Source organism: Kribbella ginsengisoli, from assembly GCF_039537185.1.
Classification (GTDB): Bacteria; Actinomycetota; Actinomycetes; order Propionibacteriales; family Kribbellaceae; genus Kribbella; species Kribbella koreensis.
Window position 1 is genome coordinate 357,720 of the sequence record NZ_BAABAA010000006.1, and the last position, 18,485, is coordinate 376,204.

The 18,485-nt window shown below is 68.1% G+C and carries 19 protein-coding genes; 8 read left to right on the plus strand and 11 right to left on the minus strand.

Annotation, left to right across the window (positions count from 1 at the left end; translation table 11 throughout):
• Positions 1-47: 47 nt before the first annotated feature.
• Positions 48-728 (minus strand): hypothetical protein, encoded by a 681-nt coding sequence (locus ABD768_RS22775; RefSeq protein ID WP_344843729.1) that lies wholly within the window; start codon positions 726-728, stop codon positions 48-50.
• A 31-nt stretch (positions 729-759) separates the two neighbouring features.
• Entirely contained in the window at positions 760-1,815 is a 1,056-nt protein-coding gene (locus ABD768_RS22780) for a DNA polymerase IV (RefSeq protein ID WP_344843731.1), read from the minus strand.
• A gap of 86 nt (positions 1,816-1,901) precedes the next feature.
• Here ABD768_RS22780 and ABD768_RS22785 point away from each other — a divergent pair, with 86 nt between their 5' ends.
• On the plus strand, positions 1,902-2,771 hold the full coding sequence (locus ABD768_RS22785) for an NAD-dependent epimerase/dehydratase family protein (RefSeq protein ID WP_344843733.1): 870 nt from the start codon (positions 1,902-1,904) through the stop codon (positions 2,769-2,771).
• A gap of 29 nt (positions 2,772-2,800) precedes the next feature.
• Here ABD768_RS22785 and ABD768_RS22790 read toward each other — a convergent pair whose 3' ends face one another.
• Complete coding sequence (locus tag ABD768_RS22790) at positions 2,801-3,265, minus strand: GNAT family N-acetyltransferase (protein ID WP_344843735.1); 465 nt, start codon at positions 3,263-3,265, stop codon at positions 2,801-2,803.
• A gap of 184 nt (positions 3,266-3,449) precedes the next feature.
• On the opposite strand from ABD768_RS22790, the gene ABD768_RS22795 reads away from it, so the two are divergent.
• Together ABD768_RS22795 and ABD768_RS22800 are read left to right on the plus strand one after the other, a co-directional pair.
• Positions 3,450-5,834, plus strand: coding sequence for an immune inhibitor A domain-containing protein (locus tag ABD768_RS22795; protein ID WP_344843738.1), 2,385 nt, complete (start codon positions 3,450-3,452; stop codon positions 5,832-5,834).
• Between the two features lie 112 nt (positions 5,835-5,946).
• Positions 5,947-6,258: a WhiB family transcriptional regulator gene (locus ABD768_RS22800; RefSeq protein ID WP_425552233.1), complete on the plus strand. Its 312-nt coding sequence runs from the start codon at positions 5,947-5,949 to the stop codon at positions 6,256-6,258.
• Between the two features lie 6 nt (positions 6,259-6,264).
• Here the strand turns inward: ABD768_RS22800 and ABD768_RS22805 are convergent, their stop codons facing one another.
• From ABD768_RS22805 to ABD768_RS22820, 4 genes are all read right to left on the minus strand, one after another.
• The gene (locus ABD768_RS22805; protein ID WP_343981942.1) at positions 6,265-6,537 is read right to left on the minus strand and encodes a TFIIB-type zinc ribbon-containing protein; all 273 of its coding nucleotides are present in this window, start codon (positions 6,535-6,537) and stop codon (positions 6,265-6,267) included.
• 52 nt (positions 6,538-6,589) lie between these two features.
• Positions 6,590-7,009 carry a nuclear transport factor 2 family protein gene (locus tag ABD768_RS22810; RefSeq protein ID WP_344843741.1) on the minus strand — a complete coding sequence of 140 codons (420 nt, stop codon included), beginning with the start codon at positions 7,007-7,009 and terminating at the stop codon, positions 6,590-6,592.
• Between the two features lie 41 nt (positions 7,010-7,050).
• Positions 7,051-8,958 carry a penicillin-binding transpeptidase domain-containing protein gene (locus ABD768_RS22815; RefSeq protein ID WP_344843743.1) on the minus strand — a complete coding sequence of 636 codons (1,908 nt, stop codon included), beginning with the start codon at positions 8,956-8,958 and terminating at the stop codon, positions 7,051-7,053.
• A 170-nt stretch (positions 8,959-9,128) separates the two neighbouring features.
• A complete protein-coding gene (locus tag ABD768_RS22820) occupies positions 9,129-9,890 on the minus strand; it encodes a VOC family protein (protein ID WP_344843746.1) in 762 nt (253 codons plus the stop codon).
• A 129-nt stretch (positions 9,891-10,019) separates the two neighbouring features.
• Between ABD768_RS22820 and ABD768_RS22825 the strand changes: the two genes are divergently transcribed.
• The 3 genes from ABD768_RS22825 to ABD768_RS22835 all read left to right on the plus strand — a co-directional run bounded on the left by ABD768_RS22825 (position 10,020) and on the right by ABD768_RS22835 (position 12,233).
• The gene (locus ABD768_RS22825; RefSeq protein WP_343981931.1) at positions 10,020-10,349 is read left to right on the plus strand and encodes an L-rhamnose mutarotase; all 330 of its coding nucleotides are present in this window, start codon (positions 10,020-10,022) and stop codon (positions 10,347-10,349) included.
• A 263-nt stretch (positions 10,350-10,612) separates the two neighbouring features.
• Complete coding sequence (locus tag ABD768_RS22830) at positions 10,613-11,512, plus strand: DUF2797 domain-containing protein (RefSeq protein ID WP_344843749.1); 900 nt, start codon at positions 10,613-10,615, stop codon at positions 11,510-11,512.
• A 19-nt stretch (positions 11,513-11,531) separates the two neighbouring features.
• The gene (locus ABD768_RS22835; RefSeq protein WP_343981925.1) at positions 11,532-12,233 is read left to right on the plus strand and encodes a pirin family protein; all 702 of its coding nucleotides are present in this window, start codon (positions 11,532-11,534) and stop codon (positions 12,231-12,233) included.
• Here ABD768_RS22835 and ABD768_RS22840 read toward each other — a convergent pair.
• The gene (locus ABD768_RS22840) at positions 12,230-12,745 is read right to left on the minus strand and encodes a DinB family protein (protein ID WP_344843753.1); all 516 of its coding nucleotides are present in this window, start codon (positions 12,743-12,745) and stop codon (positions 12,230-12,232) included. The two genes, ABD768_RS22835 and ABD768_RS22840, sit on opposite strands and share 4 nt — an antisense overlap.
• Positions 12,746-12,906: 161 nt before the next feature.
• On the opposite strand from ABD768_RS22840, the gene ABD768_RS22845 reads away from it, so the two are divergent.
• Positions 12,907-13,371, plus strand: coding sequence for a hypothetical protein (locus ABD768_RS22845; RefSeq protein ID WP_344843756.1), 465 nt, complete (start codon positions 12,907-12,909; stop codon positions 13,369-13,371).
• 105 nt (positions 13,372-13,476) lie between these two features.
• On the opposite strand, the gene ABD768_RS22850 is transcribed toward ABD768_RS22845, so the two are convergent.
• Positions 13,477-14,940, minus strand: coding sequence for a S1C family serine protease (locus ABD768_RS22850; protein ID WP_344843758.1), 1,464 nt, complete (start codon positions 14,938-14,940; stop codon positions 13,477-13,479).
• A 521-nt stretch (positions 14,941-15,461) separates the two neighbouring features.
• On the opposite strand from ABD768_RS22850, the gene ABD768_RS22855 reads away from it, so the two are divergent.
• The gene (locus ABD768_RS22855) at positions 15,462-15,785 is read left to right on the plus strand and encodes a MerR family transcriptional regulator (RefSeq protein ID WP_343981914.1); all 324 of its coding nucleotides are present in this window, start codon (positions 15,462-15,464) and stop codon (positions 15,783-15,785) included.
• An 80-nt stretch (positions 15,786-15,865) separates the two neighbouring features.
• Here the strand turns inward: ABD768_RS22855 and ABD768_RS22860 are convergent, their stop codons facing one another.
• Positions 15,866-17,359, minus strand: coding sequence for a sensor histidine kinase (locus ABD768_RS22860; RefSeq protein WP_343981911.1), 1,494 nt, complete (start codon positions 17,357-17,359; stop codon positions 15,866-15,868).
• Positions 17,360-17,742: 383 nt separating this feature from the next.
• Complete coding sequence (locus tag ABD768_RS22865; RefSeq protein ID WP_328330988.1) at positions 17,743-18,435, minus strand: response regulator transcription factor; 693 nt, start codon at positions 18,433-18,435, stop codon at positions 17,743-17,745.
• Positions 18,436-18,485 lie beyond the last annotated feature (50 nt).

Genomic DNA, 18,485 nt, shown 5'->3' on the forward strand with positions numbered 1-18,485 from the left:
GGTCGGCTGGTGCCGCGCGGCACGATCCACAGTCCGTCTGAGTTCGGCTAGGGGAGCCGGATGAAGTCTTCTGTTGCCTTGGTGGTGACAGCTGCCAGGGCGGCGGCGTCTTGGGGACGGCCGCCGGTGGTGGTTTCGAAGAGGGGGTGCGGGTTGGTGTCCAGGGAGACGAAGCGGTCGATGACCAGGCGTGGGCCGCGGGTGGGGTCCGTGTAGGTGTAGGTGAGGGTCTCGTGGTGGAAGACCATGCCCTGGTAGCTGTGCTCGGCAGCTGGGGTGCTGCCGGTGGTGCGGGCGATCAGGTGGAAGTCCGCGACGGACGCCTTGATCAGGGCGTACCGGTCGTCGGTGGCGGTCTTGAGGAGCTGGTCGTTCTCGGTGGCGTCGACCCGCAGGTTCCACAAGCCGTTGGGGCTGGTGAACTTGGCCTCCAACGGCGTCAGCTTCACCTTCTTCCAGCCCGTCGGAGCCCAGATGCCGATGTAGGCCTTGGCCGCCGAATCACCCCAGCTCTGATGCTGGTAGCGGACCTGTGCCGCCTTCAACGCCGGCACCTTGTCGACCGGCTTCGACTGAGTGGCCGCGGGCTTCTTCACCGCTGGTGCCCCGCCGACGTCGCTCCAGGCACCATCAGACGAAGAATGCGAGCGAGCCACAGCGGCGGTGGCCAGACCGCCGGTAGCGAGGACGGCGACAGCTGCGCCGATCGCGGTTGCGCGGGAGAACATGCTCGTTGGACGCCGATGCGGTGGCAGAAGTTCAGGCCCGTGGGAACTCCACCCGGACGCCGAGCAGCCGGACCGGCCGGCGCAGTTCGAACTTCTCCAGCAGAACGAGCGCGGCAGCTGCGATCACCTCCGGATCCTGCGTGAGCTCGGGCAGCTTCCGGCTCTTGATCGGCGTGAAGAACGACGTGAACCGCACCTTCACCGCGATCCGCTGAACACTCCGCCCCTCCGCGACCACCTCACGAGTGACAGTCAAGGCGATCCGCCGCAACTCCTCCGCGACCTCCTCGAACGTGACGAGATCAGTCGCGAACGTCTCCTCATGACTGCGCGACACCGGCTCACGCGGTACGTCGGTCACCTCGGTGTCCCCGAGCCCGCGCCCGAGCGACAGATACCACGCGCCCATCCGGGGACCGAACCGCTTCGTCAGCACGTCGAGGTCGGCCGCCGCGAGGTCGGAAACGGTGGAAAGCCCCAATTCGTTGAGGTTCTGCGACATCCGGCTGCCGATACCCCACAGCTCGCGGACCGGCCGATGCGCCATCACCTCGACCCAGTTCTCGGCCGTCAGCCGATAGACGCCCGCACCGCTCCCGCTGTCCCGCTTGCCGAATCCGGTCGCCAGCTTGGCCCGGACCTTGTTGTCGCCGATCCCGATCGAACACGCCAGCCCGGTCCGTTCCAGTACTGCGGCCCGCAACGCCCCAGCCAACGCCTCCGGCTCATCCGTCGAGGCACCGACGAAGCACTCGTCCCAGCCCCACACCTCGACGATCACCGGGAACTCCCGCAGCGTCCCCATCACCTCGGCCGACGCAGCGTCGTACGCGGCCGGATCGGTCGGCAGGAACACCGCGTCCGGGCACTTCTTGAAAGCGGCCCGCAACGGCATCCCCGAGTGCACGCCGAACTCGCGCGCCTCGTACGACGCGGTGGCGACCACCTGGCGTGCCTGGGTGGGATCACCCGATCCACCGACCACGACCGGCAGCCCGCGCAGCTCGGGCCGGCGCCGGATCTCGACGGCGGCGATGAACTGGTCCATGTCGACGTGCAGCAACCACCAGCCCGGTGCGGTGCTCATACCCCAGAGGTATCACAGACGGCAGAACAGGTCTTGGACTACGGAGCGCGACGAACGGAGGCTGGAGAGGACAGAAAGGAACACAGATGAAGGTATTTCTGACCGGCGGCTCCGGCTACATCGGCCGCGCGACGATCGAGGCGCTGCTCCGGCACGGCCACGAGGTGACCTCGCTGGCCCGCAGCGACCAGGCCGTCGACACGGTCACCGCGCTGGGCGCCAAGGCAGTCGTCGGCGACCTGACCGATCTCGACGTACTCCGTACCGCCGCAGCGGCCGCCGATGGGGTCATTCACCTCGGCGCCGTCAACAGCCCAGAGGCCGCAGCCATCGACCTGGCCGCTGCCGAGGCGATGCTCGAGGGGCTCGACGGGCGTGGAGCGTACGTGCATACGGGCGGTGTCTGGGTGTACGGCGACACCGACGGCGTGATCGATGAGACGGCGGAGATGAACCCGCCGGCGATCACGGCCTGGCGGTTGGACAACGAGGCTCGCGTGCTGGCGACGGCGACGAGCGGATCGCGGCCGGTGCTGGTGATGCCCGGGCTCGTCTACGGGCGGTCGGCCGGGTTGATCGAGGCGTTCTTCGTCGAGCCGGCGCGCGCGACTGGCGCAGTACCGGTGATCGATGACGGGGTGAACCACACGACGCTCGTCCATGTCGAGGACATCGCCGAGCTGTACGTGCTGGCGCTGGACGCTCCGGCCGGGGCGCTGTATCTGGGCGTCGCGCAGAACGTGCCGTTCAAGGAGCTGGCGCCGGCACTGGCCGAGGCTGCTGGCCGGCCGGGGAGCTTCGAGCCGTTGACGGCGGCAGAGGCGGCCGAGCGGATGGGGCCGATCGCCGAGGCCTACACGCTCGACCAGCGGATGAGCGGCGACCGGGCCAAGCGCGAACTCGGCTGGTCGCCGAAGCACCTCGACGCGATCACCGACCTGGCCAAGGGCCGCTAGGGGCGCGCTGGACCACTTGGCCGAGGCAGCTAGAGCGTCTTGCGCATCTCCTGGGTGACGACGACGTAGCCGAGGGAGTCGTACAGGCCGGTGGCGATCTTGTTGCTGCCGAAGACGTTCAGGGCGAGGTGGGTGTAGCCGCGGCGGCGGCACTCCTCCTCGCCGGCCAGCATGATCGCCCGGCCGTACCCCTTGCCACGCTGCTCGGCGAGCACCTCGACCAGGTAGATGAACGGCATCGTCTTCTGGGTGCCGATCCACAGGCTGCCGACCGGCTCGTCGTCGTCGCAGGCCAGCCAGACCAGCTGGTTCTCGGTCTCCAGGCCATCGGTGAGCAGCGCGCCGAACTCCTGATAGGCGGCCTCCAGGGCGGCCGCCGGATCGAGGTCACGGGCGGGGCCGATATCGGCGGCGTAGCCCTCGCAGCCGCGGGTCATCCAGCCGGCGTACTCGTCGGCGGTCGGCGGCCGGAGAGTGATGGACGGTGTGCTCATCTGGCGAACATACCGCCGCAGCAGGTCGCCGTACGGAGAGCGGACATCCTCGGTGTCGTCGCTCAAGGTCACTGGGCGGTGACCCTGGGTGCGGTAGCCTCGCGCTCGATAGTTGCCACCGGCTCCTGTCCGGCGCGGGGCCGCCGCTGCGCCTGCCGGCGCCGGCGAACCCCCAGGAGGATGTGTGCGCTTCGAACCCGCACGGACGACGGCCATCGGGGTCTTGAGTCTCGCGGTACTGACCGGACTCGGCCAGCTGCCGCAGTCCGTCGCCGGCCCGGCTCCGGCCGACGGTGATGCCCCCAGCGGCCCGGCCGCGGTCAAGGCCGGACCGGACGAACTACCCAACGCTCTCGAGGACAAGCGCCGTGACCTGCGCGAACGTGCCCTGACCAATGTGCTGAACGGCTCGGCGAAGGTCGAGCAACGCGGCGCGAGCAAGGTGGTCAGGGTCGGGCGGCAGATCGACGTACCGGCGACCAGTGGTCAGGACAAGCTCGCTGCCAAGCGCAAGGACCAGTACGTCGAGTTGGCGCGCGAGAAGACGGACAAGATCTTCGTGATCCTGGCCGAGTTCGGCAACAAGCGGCACCCGGACTTCCCGGACAAGGACACCGACCCGAACACCGAAGGGCCGCTGACCTACGACGGGCCGCTGCACAACGCGATCCCGGCGCCGGACCGGAGTACCGACAACTCCACCGTCTGGCAGGCCGACTACTCACCCGACCACTATCGCCAGCTGTACTTCGGCAAGGGCGACTCGGTGAAGACGTACTACGAGAAGCAGTCGTCGGGCCGGTACAGCGTCGACGGCACGGTTTCGGACTGGGTCAAGGTGCCCTACAACGAGGCGCGGTACGGGCGGAGCAACGGCGTCCCCTGCGACGACAACATCTGCGGCAACACCTGGAACCTGATCAGCGACGCCGTCGGGCAGTGGGTCAAGGGCCAGGAAGCGGCCGGCAAGACCGACGCGCAGATCAGGTCCGCGCTGGCGTCGTACGACCAGTGGGACCGCTACGACTACGACGGCGACGGCAACTTCAACGAGCCGGACGGCTACATCGACCACTTCCAGATCGTGCACGCCGGTGGCGACCAGGCCGATGGCGACCCGCATCAGGGCGAGGACGCGATCTGGTCGCACCGTTGGTACGCGTTCAGCAACCACACCAGCGGGCCGTCGGCGAACAAGCTCGGCGGCACCCAGATCGGCAGCACCGGATTGTGGATCGGCGACTACACGATCCAGCCCGAGAACGGTGGGCTGAGCGTCTTCGCGCACGAGTACGGCCACGACCTCGGGCTGCCGGACCACTACGACACCTCCGGCAAGCCGAGCCAGAACCCGGTGAACTGGTGGAGCGTGATGTCGCAGTCCCGCTCGGGCTCCAAGGGCGACCTCGGCATCGGGCTGAAGCCGCAGGACCTCGGTACCTGGGACAAGCTGCAGCTGGGCTGGCTCGACTACGAGACGGTGAAGGCCGGGCAGACCAAGACGATCGACCTCGGGCCGCACGAGTACAACTCGAAGCGGGCGCAGGGCGTTGTCGTCGTACTGCCGAAGAAGAAGGTGACGACGCAACTGGTCAAGCCTGTCACCGGTACCAAGTCGTGGTGGAGCGGTACGGGCGACAAGCTGTCGAACACGCTGACTCGCAAGGTGACTCTCCCGGCGGGCAAGGCGTCGCTGGCCTTCCAGGCGAACTGGAAGATCGAGGACTGTGGCGCGGACGCGTGCGACTACGCGTACGTCGAGGTGAACGACGGGTCGGGCTGGAAGGCCATCCCGGGCAGCATCACCAAGGCGGCCGAGGCGAACGGGATCGACGGCGACAGCTTGGGGTGGCAGCCGGCTTCGTTCGATCTGTCGGCCTTTGCGGGGAAGACGATCGACCTGCGGTTCCGGTATGCGACCGACGCCGCGACGCATGAGCTGGGCTTCTTCGCCGACGACATCAAGCTGGTGGCGGGTGGCAAGACGCTGCTCTCCGACGGTGCCGAGAGCGGCGTGAATGGTTGGACCGCGGTTGGGTTCGAGCCGTCCGGCGAGTCGGTGACGCGGGATTACGACAACTACTACCTGGCGTCGAACTACACGTACAACTCGTTCAACCGGTACCTGCAGTACGGCCCGTACAACTTCGTCGGGGCGCCGCGGCCGAACTGGGTCGAGCACTACCCGTACCAGGACGGGCTGCTGGTGTCGTACTGGGACACCTCGCAGAACAACAACGAGACGGCCGTTCACCCCGGTGAGGGGCAATGGCTGCCGATCGATGCGAACCCGGAACCGCGGGTGCGGCTCGACGGCACGTACTGGCGGGGCACGGTGCAGAGCTACGACTCGACCTTCGGGTTGCAGAAGTCGGACTCGTTCAACCTCACCGTGGCCGGCAAGAAGAACTACGTGCGCGGCCAGGACGCGGTGCCGACCTTCGACGATCGGTTGAACTTCTGGACGTCGAAGATCCCGTCGTACGGCGTGAAGGTGCCGCATGCCGGAGTGAAGATCCGGGTGATGAGCCAGCTCGGCACGTCGATGCGGATCGTGGTCTCGAAGTAGCCCACGTTTGAGGGCGGGTACCTGGTCGGGTGCGGGCGGCTATGCAGACAGCCGCGCGAAACCCGACCAGGTACGAGGTGTCTGTGATGGCTGAGCAACGTTGGATCGCCCAGTGAGGCGGAAGCCGCCGGCTGGGGCGGTCACCAAGGCGCCGGAAGGCCTGCCTTCCGCGATGATCGAGAACTGGGAATGGCAGGATCACGCCGCTTGTCAGGGCGTGAACCCCGAGCTGTTCTTCGCCGCCGAATCCGAGCGGGGCCTGCGAAAGCGCGCCCGCGAACTCGTCGCCAAGTCGCTCTGCGGCACCTGCCCGGTCCGCCGCGAATGCGCCGACCATGCGGCGGTCGTCGGCGAGATGTACGGCGTCTGGGGCGGCATCACCGAGGAAGAACGCGAACCCGCCTTCCACGGCCGCCACCACTAGCCCGTCTCAGTCGAACAACTCGTCGAAGAACGACTTCTTCTTCTTACGCTGCGGATACTGCTGATACCGCTTGTCCTCGTACCGCTTGTCTTCATACCGAGGAGCCTGCTGGTGCACAGGCTGAGGCCCGTTGTAGGCGACCTCCGCGTCGACCAGCTTCTCCAACTCGCCGCGATCCAGAAAGATCCCACGGCACTCCGTGCACTGGTCGACGGTGACGCCGCTGCGCTCATACGTACGCATCGAACCACGGCACTTCGGACAGGTCAGGGTCTCCATCTGAGAACTCTAGGTGACGAAAACCCCGAAACCCCGCCCGTTAAGGGACTTCTTAGGAAGCACCGGGCCGGCTGAGCCGATCCACTCCGCCAACTCCATGCTCGGTCAGATGTTCCCGCCCCGCAGGGGCTTCGTAGGCCTCCGGCCAGAAGTCGGTCACCCGGACGATGAGCCCACCGGCCAGCTCGAGGTACACGAGCCCGACCATCTCCTCCTCACCGACCGTGAAGTTCATCGACCCGGCGGCGCTCTCACGGTCGACGATCAGCCGGCTCACGCTGAGCCGCCAATCACCCGGATACTCACGGTTGAAGCGGACCAGCCGCTCCCGCCCGACGATCCGCTCCGCGGTCTGCGGCAGCTCGTACACGACGTCCTCGGCCAGCACCGCGCCGAAAGCGTCCCAGTCCAGCGCGGCCATCGTGTCGAAGTACCGCCGGACGATCGCCCGGCTCTGCTCGGTACCAGTCATGTCGGCGACGGTAGACGCCGCCGCCGACAATTCCGGGTCGGTCAGCTGAACTTGCTGATGAAGTTGGCGAGGATGGGGCCCGCCGCTTTGCCGCCGGAGACGCCGCCTTCGACGATGACGGCGAAGGCTACGTCGCCTCGGTAGCCGACCATCCAGCCGTTGGTGATGACCTTGCCGTTGGAGACGACCTCGGCGGTACCGGTCTTGGCGGCGGCGCTGCCGTAGGGGGCCAGGGCGTGCGCGGTGCCGCCGGTGACGGTGGTGCGCATGAAGGTGCGGAGGGCGGCGACGGTTGCTGCAGGCAACGGGCTGGCGGCGGCGCCGGCCGGGTCCTTGCCGGGGACGAGCACCGGCTTCAGCGCAGTACCGTGCTGGACCGCCCCCGCGACGACTGCCATCGCCAGCGGGCTGGCCGTGACAGTGCCCTGGCCGATCATCGAGGCGGCCTCGGCGACGTCGTCCTTGGGAGCCGGTACCTCACCGCCGTACGCCGGAACCGAGAGCTTCAGGTCCTGGCCGATGCCGAACATCGCCGCGGCCTTCGTCATCCCGTCCGACTTGAGCCGGGCGTGCTGGGAGATGAACGCGGTGTTGCAGGACTCGTTGAACGCCTTCTGCATCGGGCCGTTGCCGTACGCCGCGAGCCCGTCGTAGTTCTTGAAGGTCTTGCCGAAGACGTTGATCGTGTTGGTGCACGGCAGCGGAGTGTTGACGGTCAGCCCGCTGCCGAGCAGCGCGGCCGAGGTGACGATCTTGAACGTCGAGCCGGGTGCGTACCGGCCGAGGAAGGCGCGGTTGTAGTTGGTCGGCGTCGGGCCGTTCGCCGCGGCCAGGATCTGCCCGGTCGACGGCTGGATCGCGACCAGCGAGGCGGGCAGCTTGCTCGTCGCCAGCGCGGCCTCGGCGAAGCGTTGCAGCTTCGGGTCGATGGTGGTCTTCACCGGCGTACCAGGCTTGCCCTGCTGGGAGAAGACCGTCTTGATGGTCAGCTTGGTCTTGCCGTCGCGCAAGGTGACGGTGCCACCCGGCGTACCGGCGAGCTGCTGCTGGTACGAGTACTGCAGGCCCGTCGTACCGACCTGGTCGACGGCCGACGCGGTCGGGCCGGCGTTCTTCAAGGTCTCCTCGGTCGCCGTCTTCATCGTGCCGAGCAGCGAGCGGGCGAAGGTCGGGCTCTCCGCGAGCGACTGCGTGCCGCCCATCGTGAGCACGCCGGGCAGCTTGCCGAAGGTCGGCGCGAGCGCCTGCCACTCGTTCATCCGGATCGTGATCGCGTCCACGAACTGACCGGCCGGAGCCGCGATGGCGCGCGCCTTCAGCTTGGCGCCGTCGACGTCGAGCTTGGCCTTGAAGGCCGCGTAGGTCGCCGCGGTCGCGACGTTGCCGGAGGCGACTCCGACGATGACGACCTGACGGTTCGCGGTCAGCGGCTGGCCGTTGCGGTCGAGGATCGACGCGCGGGCCGGCAGCGCGCGGACGCGCTTCAGGTAGTTCGACTCGCCCAGCCCCGGGTAGATGGTGTCGCCGGAGGCCTTGATCTTCCAGGCGTCGCCGGTCTTCACCGCAGCAGCCGTGCTCGTCCACTTCATCGTGCCGATGCCACGCAGGACGGCCTCGACGGCGAGATCCTGGGTGCAGTTGTTGTCGTCGGAACACTTCGGGTCGCCTTGCGGCGTGACCGTGACGGACTGCGCCACCAGCGCGGAGTCGACCTCGTCCAGGCGCTTGCCGAAGGTGGCCGGCGTGTCGGTGAGCGCAGCGGCCGCATCGGGCTTGCCGTCCGGCGCCCACGCCTTGACCCAGGCGGCGGCGAAGTTCTTGACCACCTCCGCGGAGGCCTGCTTCTCGTTGTTGGGGTCTGGCTTGCCTCCGCTGTCCGACTTGCTGTCGGTACAACCAGCGGTGACGAGGACGGCACTCAGACAGACGATGGCAGCAGTTCGCTTCACGTTCTCAACTCTCGCACGGCGACGGGTACACACCTGGAACAGTCTTCGGCGTGTGGCCAGCCTGCCACGAGAGGGAAAATACTCACGTGGGGACCGGCCATACCTCCGTACGACGCGCGGCTGCCGCGACTAGTTGGCTCCTGGTGCCTGCCGAACCGCTAGCCGGGCCGTCACCCGAGCTGGATGACGGCGAAGCGGGCGCCTTCCGGGTCGGCCAGGACGGCCATCCGGCCGAAGTCGGTTTCCAGCGGCTCGCCGAGGATTTCCCCACCTGCAGTGATCGCCTGGTCGACCGTCTGGTCGGTACTGGCCGCAGCGAAGTACGGGAGCCAGTGCGGCGGCGTACCGGCCGGGAAGTCGGGGTGGAGCTCGCCGGTGCCGGCGACGGGCTTGTCAGCGGCGTACAGGGCGGCGTACCGGTTGTAACCGCCGATCTCCTCGGCGCGGTAGCCGAAGACGGCGGTGTAGAACGCCCTGGCTGTCTCGAAGTCCTCGCTGAGTGCCTCGCTCCAGACGAGCATGCCGGGATCGGCACTGCGGTCGGTGCCGATGTGTTCGGCGGCCTGCCACAGTCCGAAGATCGCGCCGTTCGGGTCGGCGGCGATCGCCATCCGGCCGTGTGTCTCGACCTCGCGGGTGAGCAGTTCGGTGCCCTCGTGGGCCGTCACCGCGTCGAGCGTGCGGTCTAGGTGATCGGTTGCGAGGTAGGTGGTCCAGCGGCTCGGGAGGTGTTCGGTGCCGGGTTGCTTGGGGCCGATGCCACCCACGTCCGAGCCGTCCAGTTTGCAGACCCGGTAGTCGCGGGTGCTCTGCTGCTCGCAGCTCCAGCCGAACAGGCCGGCGTAGAAGCGGGCGGCGGCGCACGCGTCGTCGGCGGCGAGATCCACCCAGTTCGGCGTACCGGGCGGCCACGGAACGCTCCGCTCGACCATGGGTCCTCCTGCCGGGAATGCGGTGTCCAGAACAGCCCCTTAACCTGCCAGGGACTACCGGCCACGTCGAGGCGATCACGGGGTGTTCGGATAACGGTTCGGTCAAGCCCCGGCGTATCCTGCACGATTGTGACCCGCCTAGCACTGCACAGCCGGCTGATCCCCGGTACCGAAGAGGCCTACGAGCTCGAGCACGCCCGCGTCTGGCCCGAACTGATCACCGTCATGAACCAGGCCGGCATCCACGACTGGAGCATCTGGCGCAGCGGCCGCGACCTGTTCCACCTGGTCGAGTGCGACGACTACGAAGCCGCCGTCGCCCAGCTGTCCAACGACCCGATCGACCGCCGCTGGCAAGACCACATGAGCCAGTTCGTCGAAAGCTTCGCCAAGAACCCGGACGGCGCGGGCGGCCAAGCCCTCCGCCACGTCTGGACCATGAGCGAACAAACCAGCTAGTACGCCCGGGCAGGTACTCGCCCACGCGCCCTGCACTGTCCGCTCCTCCGTCACTCCCCGCTCCGGCCGCTCCCACCCACCCCTGACCCGGACTCCGGCGTTGGCTCGGGCGCGGTCGGCCTCGTCGCTCCCCGCCTCGGCTGGCCTGGCCGGTATGGCGCAGTCTTCCGGGGTTGGCGCCTTGGGTGCGGGTGTGGTGGGGATCTGTTCGCGTTGGCTGGTGACGGGCGGGGAGTGTCTGTGGGCGGTGGTAGGAATGCTGGATGGGTGAGGGTGGCTGGCGGGTTAGTGGGGTTGGGTGGGTGGATGGGGTTGCCCAGCTGGAGTGGGTTGTGGATGGGCGGGATGTCAGCCGTCGTAGCCCGCTGGCGCTTGGGAGTGAGTTGAGGTTTGGGTTTGTGCGGGAGCGGCGGTGTGTGGGGTTTTGGCGGGCCGGGCGGCGGTTGGGGTGCTCGACGCGGACGGTGTTGGCGGCGGGTGGGCGTAGTGGGCAGTGCGTGGACTGTCAGGGGATGGAGCGGGCCAACTCGGTGGCGGCTGATACCCGGTTGGACGATCCTCGGCCGTACAACGTCTATCTGGCTCATCACGGGAGCGTGATCAAGGTCGGGATCACGGCGGTCGAGCGGGGTGAGGCTCGGTTGCTGGAGCAGGGGGCGTTGGCGTCCGTGATGATTTCGGCGGGGAGTCTGGTGGGGGCCCGGCGGGTGGAGATGACGCTGGGGGCGACGTTGGGACTGCCGGATCGGGTCGGGATCAGCCGGAAGAGGGCTGCGCGGGTGCAGCCGGGGAGCGCGGCGGAGCGTCGTACCGGGCTCTTGGAGGTGGTTGAGCGGGCAGCGGCGGTGGACTGGCCTGAGGGGCAGGTTCGGTGTGAGGCTCGGGTCAGCGATCACGTTGCGCGGTACGGGCTGCCCGAGGGTGGACTGCATGCCGACGTGGCGATGACTGAGCCGGTGGCAGGTGGGGTGATCGCCGGGCGGATCGTCTGCGCGATCGGGAGTGACCTGTACGCCGAAACGCCCGCCGGACTGCTCTTGCTCGATACCCACCTGCTGGCCGGTTGGACGCTCGACCGGGCATCCGCCGATGCCGAACTCACCGTCCCGTTGGAGAAACTCGAACCAGCGCCGCGGCGAGACGACCAGGAGGCGCTGTTCTGAGCAGTGCGAGACTGGGCGCATGAGTGTCGAGATCCATCGTGCCGACGACCGGTTCCGCACGCGGAGCGACTGGCTGGACTCGCGACACTCCTTCTCCTTCGGCCCGTACTACGATCCTGCGAACGTCGGCTTCGGCCTGCTGATGGTCCACAACGACGAGGTAGTTGCCCCCGGCACTGGATTCGACACGCATCCGCATCAGGACGTGGAGATCGTCACCTGGGTACTACGGGGAGCCCTGCTCCACCAGGATTCGGAGGGCCACAGCGGCATCATCTACCCCGGCCTGGTCCAGCGCATGAGCGCGGGCAGCGGCATTCTCCACTCCGAACGCAACGACGCCGAAGAACCCGTCCGGTACGTGCAAATGTGGGTCCGCCCAGGCGAGTACGACCTCACGCCGTCGTACCAGCAAGCCGAAGTCAGCCCGGTCGGCGAGCTCGTGCCGATCGCCTCCGGTCTGCCGAAGCACAAGGCCACCACAGCCATCACCATCAACCAACCGCGAGCCGGCCTCTCCGTTGCCCGGCTCGCCCCCGGTGACGCGATCCAGTTACCGCAGGCGCCTCGCGCGCACCTATTTGTTGCTACAGGCAACGTCATGCTGGAGGATGTCGCGCTCGGCCCGGCCGACGCGGCACGCGTGACGCAAGCCGACGGTCAACGCGTGATCGCCGGCCCGCAAGGCGCCGAGGTGCTCCTCTGGGAGATGACCGACTAGTAGTAGCCCTTGTTGCCGTCGAGCAACTCCCGGATCGTGTCCAGGTGGCCGACATGCCGGGCCGTTTCCTCGAGCATGTGGAGAAGCATCCAGCGAAGCGTCGCCTGCGAGGCCTTGAAGTCCGGGTGTTTGCCGGTGTCGTCGAGGGAGTGGGCCGCGACGATCTCGTTCGACTTGGCGCACTGGGCCTCGAAGTCGTCGAGCAGCGTCGACAGCGCGACGCCGGGGACCATCATGTCGAGGTCTTCGGGCTCCTCGCGGAACTGCGGGTTGTCGGCATGCGATTCACCCAGGAACAACACGTTGAACCAGCAGTGCTCGGTCCAGCGCATATGCGAGACCAGCCCAGCCACCGTCATCAACGGCGAGGTCGGTAGTACCGACCGCTGCTCGTCCGCCGCAGCCAGCCCCTCGCACTTCCACCGGACCAGCGCCCGCTGCTGATCCAGCCAGCCGACCAGCAGAGTCCGCTCATCCGCCACATACGGCGGCCGCTCCCGAGACATCGTCATAGGCCCGGACGCTAGCGCCTCGACCTGACCGCCGCACGTGATTAACCCTGGAAAGCACCCACGCCGAGCCTTCCCGCACGCGGATCGGGCGGCTACAGTCCGGCCAACTCGTTCCGCCCACGCCGCCGTCCCGGTGGCGAGAATGACAGGGGTGATCGGCTGTGAAGATCGTCAGGATTCTGGCCGTGGTGGGGCTGCTGGCCGCTGGGCTGTTCGCCGGTGTCACGCCGGCCGCGGCCAACGGAAACTATTACTTGACGTCGGCGATCTCACCGTTCCCGAGTGGCTGGGGTAGCGCCGAGGGATCGGTCGATTTCACCGGGAAGCACAAGGTGTTTCAGCAGGGCTACGCCCAGGACCACTGCGCCGGCGACGGTTCCGGTGACGGTTACGGCGTGTACGTCCGGTCGAGGGTGATCTGGGGGAACGGCGCGTACTCGGAGTGGTCGCCGTGGCAGGGGGACTCGTCCGGATGTGCGGATCACACGGAGGGTTTCGTCAGCTCCGGGTTCTCGAACCCGGACAGGAACATCCTGCGCATGGAGGTTCAGCTGTGCCTTCGGGACGTCCAGCGCAACGACGTGATCAACTGCGACCTCGCTTCGTTCCGTAACCAGTACATCTGACCTCCACAAAAACGGGACTCCGGCCGCTCGGTGGGCGGTCGGAGTCCCTATCAGGGAGGTGCTCCGCCGTCCCCGGGGGGGATAGGGACGACGGAGATCGGGGGGTCAGCCGGTCGGGTTTCCGTTGTCGGAGCCGAGGGTGGCCTTGACCTGCTGGGATTTGCCTGCGCGGGTGAGGGTGATGGTCACCTCATCGCCCGGGCGGTGCGAACGGACCGCGGCGACCAACGCGTCCCCTGACGCGATCACCTTGCCGTCGATCGCGGTGACCACGTCACCGGTCTTCAGGCCGGCCTTGTCCGCCGCACCGCCGGACGTCACCTCGCCGATCGTCGCTCCTTGCTGGAACGCCGCGGAAGACTGCGCGTCGCCGACGCCCACTCCGAGCCGTGCATGTGTGGCCTTGCCCTTGGCCACCAGCTCGTCGATGATCGGCTTGGCCTGGTCGATCGGGATTGCGAAGCCCAGGCCGATGTTGCCGCCTTCGGATTGTCCCGATCCTCCGGCGGTCTTGATCGCGCTGTTGATTCCGACCACTTGGCCGGCGAGGTCGATCAGTGCGCCGCCCGAGTTACCAGGGTTGATGGCGGCGTCTGTCTGGATTGCTGGGAAGACTGTCGTACTGTCCTGCTGCTCGTCGCCAGAGGTGACCGGCCGGTTGAGCGCGGAGACGATCCCGCTGGTCACGGTCGCCTCCAGCCCGAACGGCGAACCGATCGCGACGACGCCCTGGCCGACACCGAGGGTGCCGCTCTTGCCGAGCACGGCCGGGGTGAGGTCGTTGGCCTCCGCCCGGATCACCGCGAGGTCGGTCAGCGGGTCGGTGCCCACGATCGTCGCGTTCATCGTCCGGCCGTCGTTCAGCATCACCTGGATCTTGCCGCCGTTGCCGGCGCCCGCCACCACGTGGTTGTTGGTGACGATCAGGCCGTCCTTGCTGATCACGATGCCGGACCCGGTGGCCGCACCCTGTGAAGTGGCGACGCCGATCTTCACCACGCTCGGCAGCACCTTGGAGGCGGCGTTCTGCACGGAGCCGTCCGGCGCCGACACCGGCGCGGCCTGGCTGCCGTTGAGCGGAGCGGTCACCGACGGGGCCGAAGTACTGGAGTCGTTCGTAGCCGAGTAGACGGCTGCGGCGCCGACACCCCCGGCGGCACCGACCAGCAACGCGGTGGCTGCCACCAGAGCCAGACCGCGCCGCTTCAGCGGCTTCGGGGGCTCAGACTGGGCCGGTTGCGGGCCGAACGGCCAGTTCGGGCCCGGTGACGCCCCCTGATGCGTCCCGGACATCCCGAACTGCCCGCCCTGTTGGTGAGCAGCACCGCCACCGCCCGTGGGGTGCTGCCCTGGCCACTGTTGCCCACCTTGGGGCGCGTACTGCTGCTGCTGGTGCTGGCCGTAGCCACCCATCGGCAGCTGCTGTGTGCGCTCAGGTGAGCCCGAGCCGTACGTCGGCATCACAGGCTGCTGTGCTTGCTGTGCAGGCTGGTTGCCGAACGTCGAACCCTGCGCCGGAGTGTCGTCACCGGGCTGGTTCTGCGGCTGGGGCGGCTGGTTCTCGGTCATGGGTCAACCTTGGCGGCTGCACCTGAGAACCCGCTGAAGATCCCGTCAGAGCTACCGAAGAACTCCATGAAGATCCGCTGAAGAAACCTTCATCGGAGCCGGAGGGAAGCTCCGCCGGACCTGAACGAAAATCTAACGTGACGGAAGTAGACTTTCGGCGTCGAGGTGGCTAGTGTTCCTCATGTCGGCCGGGTAAGTGAGCAAGGCCGACGGAAGACCGCAAGACCGAAGTGGCAGTACGAAGATCACCGAGGAGAAGGAGAGGACGACATCACCAGGATCGCCCGCCGGGGCTGAAGTTCGCCGGGCGGGTACCGCAGTCCCATCGTCGTACGGAGGTGGTTCTCGGTTACGCAGTCAAGCGATCCCCGCTGGATCGGCCGGTACGGCGAACAGCGGTAGCAGAGGCCGGCTCACGAGCTGGTAGTTGGTGAAGAGTCCAAACCCAGGGCCCCGGCGCACAGCGCCGGGGCCCTCGACACGGAGGTGGCATGACCCCTAGTCCGCAAATGGAGCAGAATTTGAGTGAAGCAGAGAGCCGGCCGGCGACCTTCGACGACGAGGACTACCCCGCCTACACGATGGGCCGGGCCGCCGAGATGCTCGGCACCACCCCAGGTTTCCTGAGGAGCCTGGACGAGGCGAAGCTGATCACGCCGCAGCGGTCCGAGGGCGGCCATCGCCGCTACTCCCGCTACCAGTTGCGCCTGGCCGCACGAGCCCGCGAACTGGTCGACAACGGCACCGCGCTCGAGGCTGCCTGCCGGATCATCATCCTCGAGGACCAGCTCGCCGACGCCTTGCGGATCAACGCCGAACTCCGCGGCGACGACGAGCAGAACTGATTCGAAGTACGGGCCGGTCCGGCAACAAGCGGACCGGCAAGCTGTCTTGTGGAACCTGTTTTGTGGAACCCAGCCCGCGGTCAGCGGGACTGGGTGGCCGCGTGGGGGAGCCAGAGGGTGAACTGGGCGCCGGCGCCGGGCGCGTTGCGGGCGTAGATCATGCCGCCGTGTTGCTCGGCCGCGTGCTTGACGATTGCCAGGCCGAGGCCGGAGCCGGGGCGGCTGCGCGCCTCGCTGGAGCGGTAGAAGCGCTCGAAGACGTGCGGCAGGTCTGCCTCGGCGATACCGGGGCCGCTATCGGTGATGGTCAGTACGCCGTCCAGCAGGCGAACGCTCACCCGCCCGAGTGGCTCACCATCCGGCGGCCGCGGGACCGAGTCGTCCGGGATGCTGTACTTCGCGGCGTTGTCGAGCAGGTTGGTCACGGCTCGCCCGAGCAGCCGCTCGTCGCCCCAGACCGGGAACGGCGACAGCTTGACGTCCCACTCGATGCCCGACGCGCGCCGGCGGACCTTGATCAGGGCGTCCTCGACGACGTTCTGCATCTCAATCAGCTCGGCGTCGCGCACCTGCGGGGTGTCGCGGGCCAGCTCGGTCAGGTCCCCGATCAACGCGGTCAGCTCGTCCATCTGCGCGCGGACGTCGTCGAGCAGCTGCTGCCGGTCCTCGGCGCGGAGTCCACCGCGCTTGTCGGCCTGCGCGAGCAGATCCAGGTTGGTCCGGATACTCGTCAACGGCGTCCGCAACTCATGCCCCGCGTCCCCCACCAACCGCCGCTGCCGATCCTGCGACCGCGCCAGCGCAGCCAACATCGCATTGAACGCCACCGCCAACCGAGTGATCTCGTCGGAACCGCTGACCGGGATCGGCCGGAGGTCCTCGGTGCGGGCGATCGTCTCGGCCGCGCCGGTCAGCCGGGCAAGCGGCCGCAGCCCGGACTGGGCGATCGCGTTGCCGGCCAGCGCCGCGCCGATCACGCCGAGCAGGCCGATGGCCCACAGCACGATCCCGAGGTTGTGCAGGGTCCGGTCGATCGGCCCGAGCGACTGCGCAACCACCAACGCCGCGGGAATGGTCGGATCGCCGGCTTGGCAACTCTCATCGGGGATCGGACAGAACTGAGCTGGTACCGCGACCACCCGGTAGTGGTGAGGGCTGCCGGGTACGCCGACTGTCTGAATGCTGAAGCCGTCCTCCGAGCTGCGGCGCGCGACGGCCAATTCGGTCTCGCCCATCGGCGGGAGCGGACTGAGCTTGGCGCCGACCTTCTGGCCGTTCTCCAGAACGAGACCTACCTGGATGTCGCTGAGGCCCAGGGCATCGGACGAGACGTTCTGCAGGTTGACGTAATTCGTCAGCACCTTGTTGTTGGCGGCCTGCACGGCGCGGTTCTTCAGGCTGGCGTCGAGGTTGCGGTACATCTGCTGGCGGACGGTGACGTAGGCGCCGATGCTGACGAACGCGACGGCGAGGCCGACCGTGACGGCGGCGAGCAAGGTCACCCGGGCGTGCAGGCTCAGCTGGTGCAGCTTCTCCTGCCACCAGCCCTGGGTCCGTGCGACGGTGCCGGCCACCAGGCCACTGTTGCCCGCGGGCGCAGGCCCATCGGGACCGGACCCGCCCGGTCCGGAGCCGCCCGGTCCGGACCCGCCCGGAACAGCCGTCCCGGAGCTGCCCGGTCCGGAGCCGCCCGGAACAGCCGTCCCGGAGCCGCCCGATCCAGATCCTCCGACAACAGCCGGGCCTGAGCCCGCAGGAGCCGGTCCGGAGCTGTGCGGTGCCGGCCCGGGGCTTGCTGGGCGCGGTGAGGCCTTGGGAGCCGTGCCTGGGTTGCCAGGGGTGTAGCTGTTCTGGGGTGGGCGGCCTGGGCGGTTGTGGCTGGGGCCGAGTTCGAGGGTTTCCTCGTCGGGGGTACCGACGTAGCGCGGGAAGTCGTCGTCGGGTGGGGGTTGGGTGGTCACGGTGGGGTGTCTCTCAGGACGTAGCCGATGCCGCGGACCGTGTGGATCAGGCGGGGTAGGCCGTCGACCTCGGTTTTGCGGCGGAGGTAGCCGATGTAGACCTCCAGCGAGTTCGCTGTGGTCGGGAAGTCGTAGCCCCAGACGGCGTCCAGGATGACTGCGCGCTCGAGCACTCGGCGCGGGTTGCGGATCAGCAGCTCCAGCAGGGAGAACTCGGTGCGGGTCAGCGGGATCGGGGTCTGGCCGCGATGCACCTCGTGCGCGTCCACGTCCACCACCAGATCGGCGTACTGGAGGACCTCGCCGCGTGGGCCGCCCTCGCCCGGGGTCGTACTGCGTCGCAGCAGCGCCCGCAGCCGCGCCAGCAGCTCCTCCAGGGCGAACGGCTTGGTCAGGTAGTCGTCGCCACCCGCGTCCAGCCCGTCGACCCGGTCGGCGACCGCGTCCCGGGCGGTCAGCACCAGGATCGGCACGTTGTTGCCCGCGGCCCGCAACGCCTTGGTGGTCTCCAGCCCGTCCAGCCGCGGCATCATCACGTCCATCACGACCACGTCCGGCTCGACGTTGCCGATCACCGCGAGCGCCTCGGCGCCGTCGGAGGCGGTCACCACCTCGAAGTCGTTGAACTCCAGCGAACGGCGCAGCGAATCCCGGACCGCCCGGTCGTCGTCCACCACCAGTACCCGCATCTCGCGCTCCCGCTCGCCCGCAGTCCAAGCCGAAGTCCGGTTGAACTCCG

What these genes read in the sequence shown, in the direction of transcription:
- ABD768_RS22835 (WP_343981925.1), top strand. Translation starts at nt 11,532, where the DNA reads ATGAGTGTCGAGATCCATCGTGCCGACGACCGGTTCCGCACGCGGAGC.
- ABD768_RS22830 (WP_344843749.1), top strand. Translation starts at nt 10,613, where the DNA reads ATGGGTGAGGGTGGCTGGCGGGTTAGTGGGGTTGGGTGGGTGGATGGG.
- ABD768_RS22850 (WP_344843758.1), bottom strand. Translation starts at nt 14,940, where the DNA reads ATGACCGAGAACCAGCCGCCCCAGCCGCAGAACCAGCCCGGTGACGAC.
- ABD768_RS22790 (WP_344843735.1), bottom strand. Translation starts at nt 3,265, where the DNA reads ATGAGCACACCGTCCATCACTCTCCGGCCGCCGACCGCCGACGAGTAC.
- ABD768_RS22820 (WP_344843746.1), bottom strand. Translation starts at nt 9,890, where the DNA reads ATGGTCGAGCGGAGCGTTCCGTGGCCGCCCGGTACGCCGAACTGGGTG.
- ABD768_RS22780 (WP_344843731.1), bottom strand. Translation starts at nt 1,815, where the DNA reads ATGAGCACCGCACCGGGCTGGTGGTTGCTGCACGTCGACATGGACCAG.
- ABD768_RS22840 (WP_344843753.1), bottom strand. Translation starts at nt 12,745, where the DNA reads ATGACGATGTCTCGGGAGCGGCCGCCGTATGTGGCGGATGAGCGGACT.
- ABD768_RS22775 (WP_344843729.1), bottom strand. Translation starts at nt 728, where the DNA reads ATGTTCTCCCGCGCAACCGCGATCGGCGCAGCTGTCGCCGTCCTCGCT.
- ABD768_RS22865 (WP_328330988.1), bottom strand. Translation starts at nt 18,435, where the DNA reads ATGCGGGTACTGGTGGTGGACGACGACCGGGCGGTCCGGGATTCGCTG.
- ABD768_RS22810 (WP_344843741.1), bottom strand. Translation starts at nt 7,009, where the DNA reads ATGACTGGTACCGAGCAGAGCCGGGCGATCGTCCGGCGGTACTTCGAC.
- ABD768_RS22805 (WP_343981942.1), bottom strand. Translation starts at nt 6,537, where the DNA reads ATGGAGACCCTGACCTGTCCGAAGTGCCGTGGTTCGATGCGTACGTAT.
- ABD768_RS22785 (WP_344843733.1), top strand. Translation starts at nt 1,902, where the DNA reads ATGAAGGTATTTCTGACCGGCGGCTCCGGCTACATCGGCCGCGCGACG.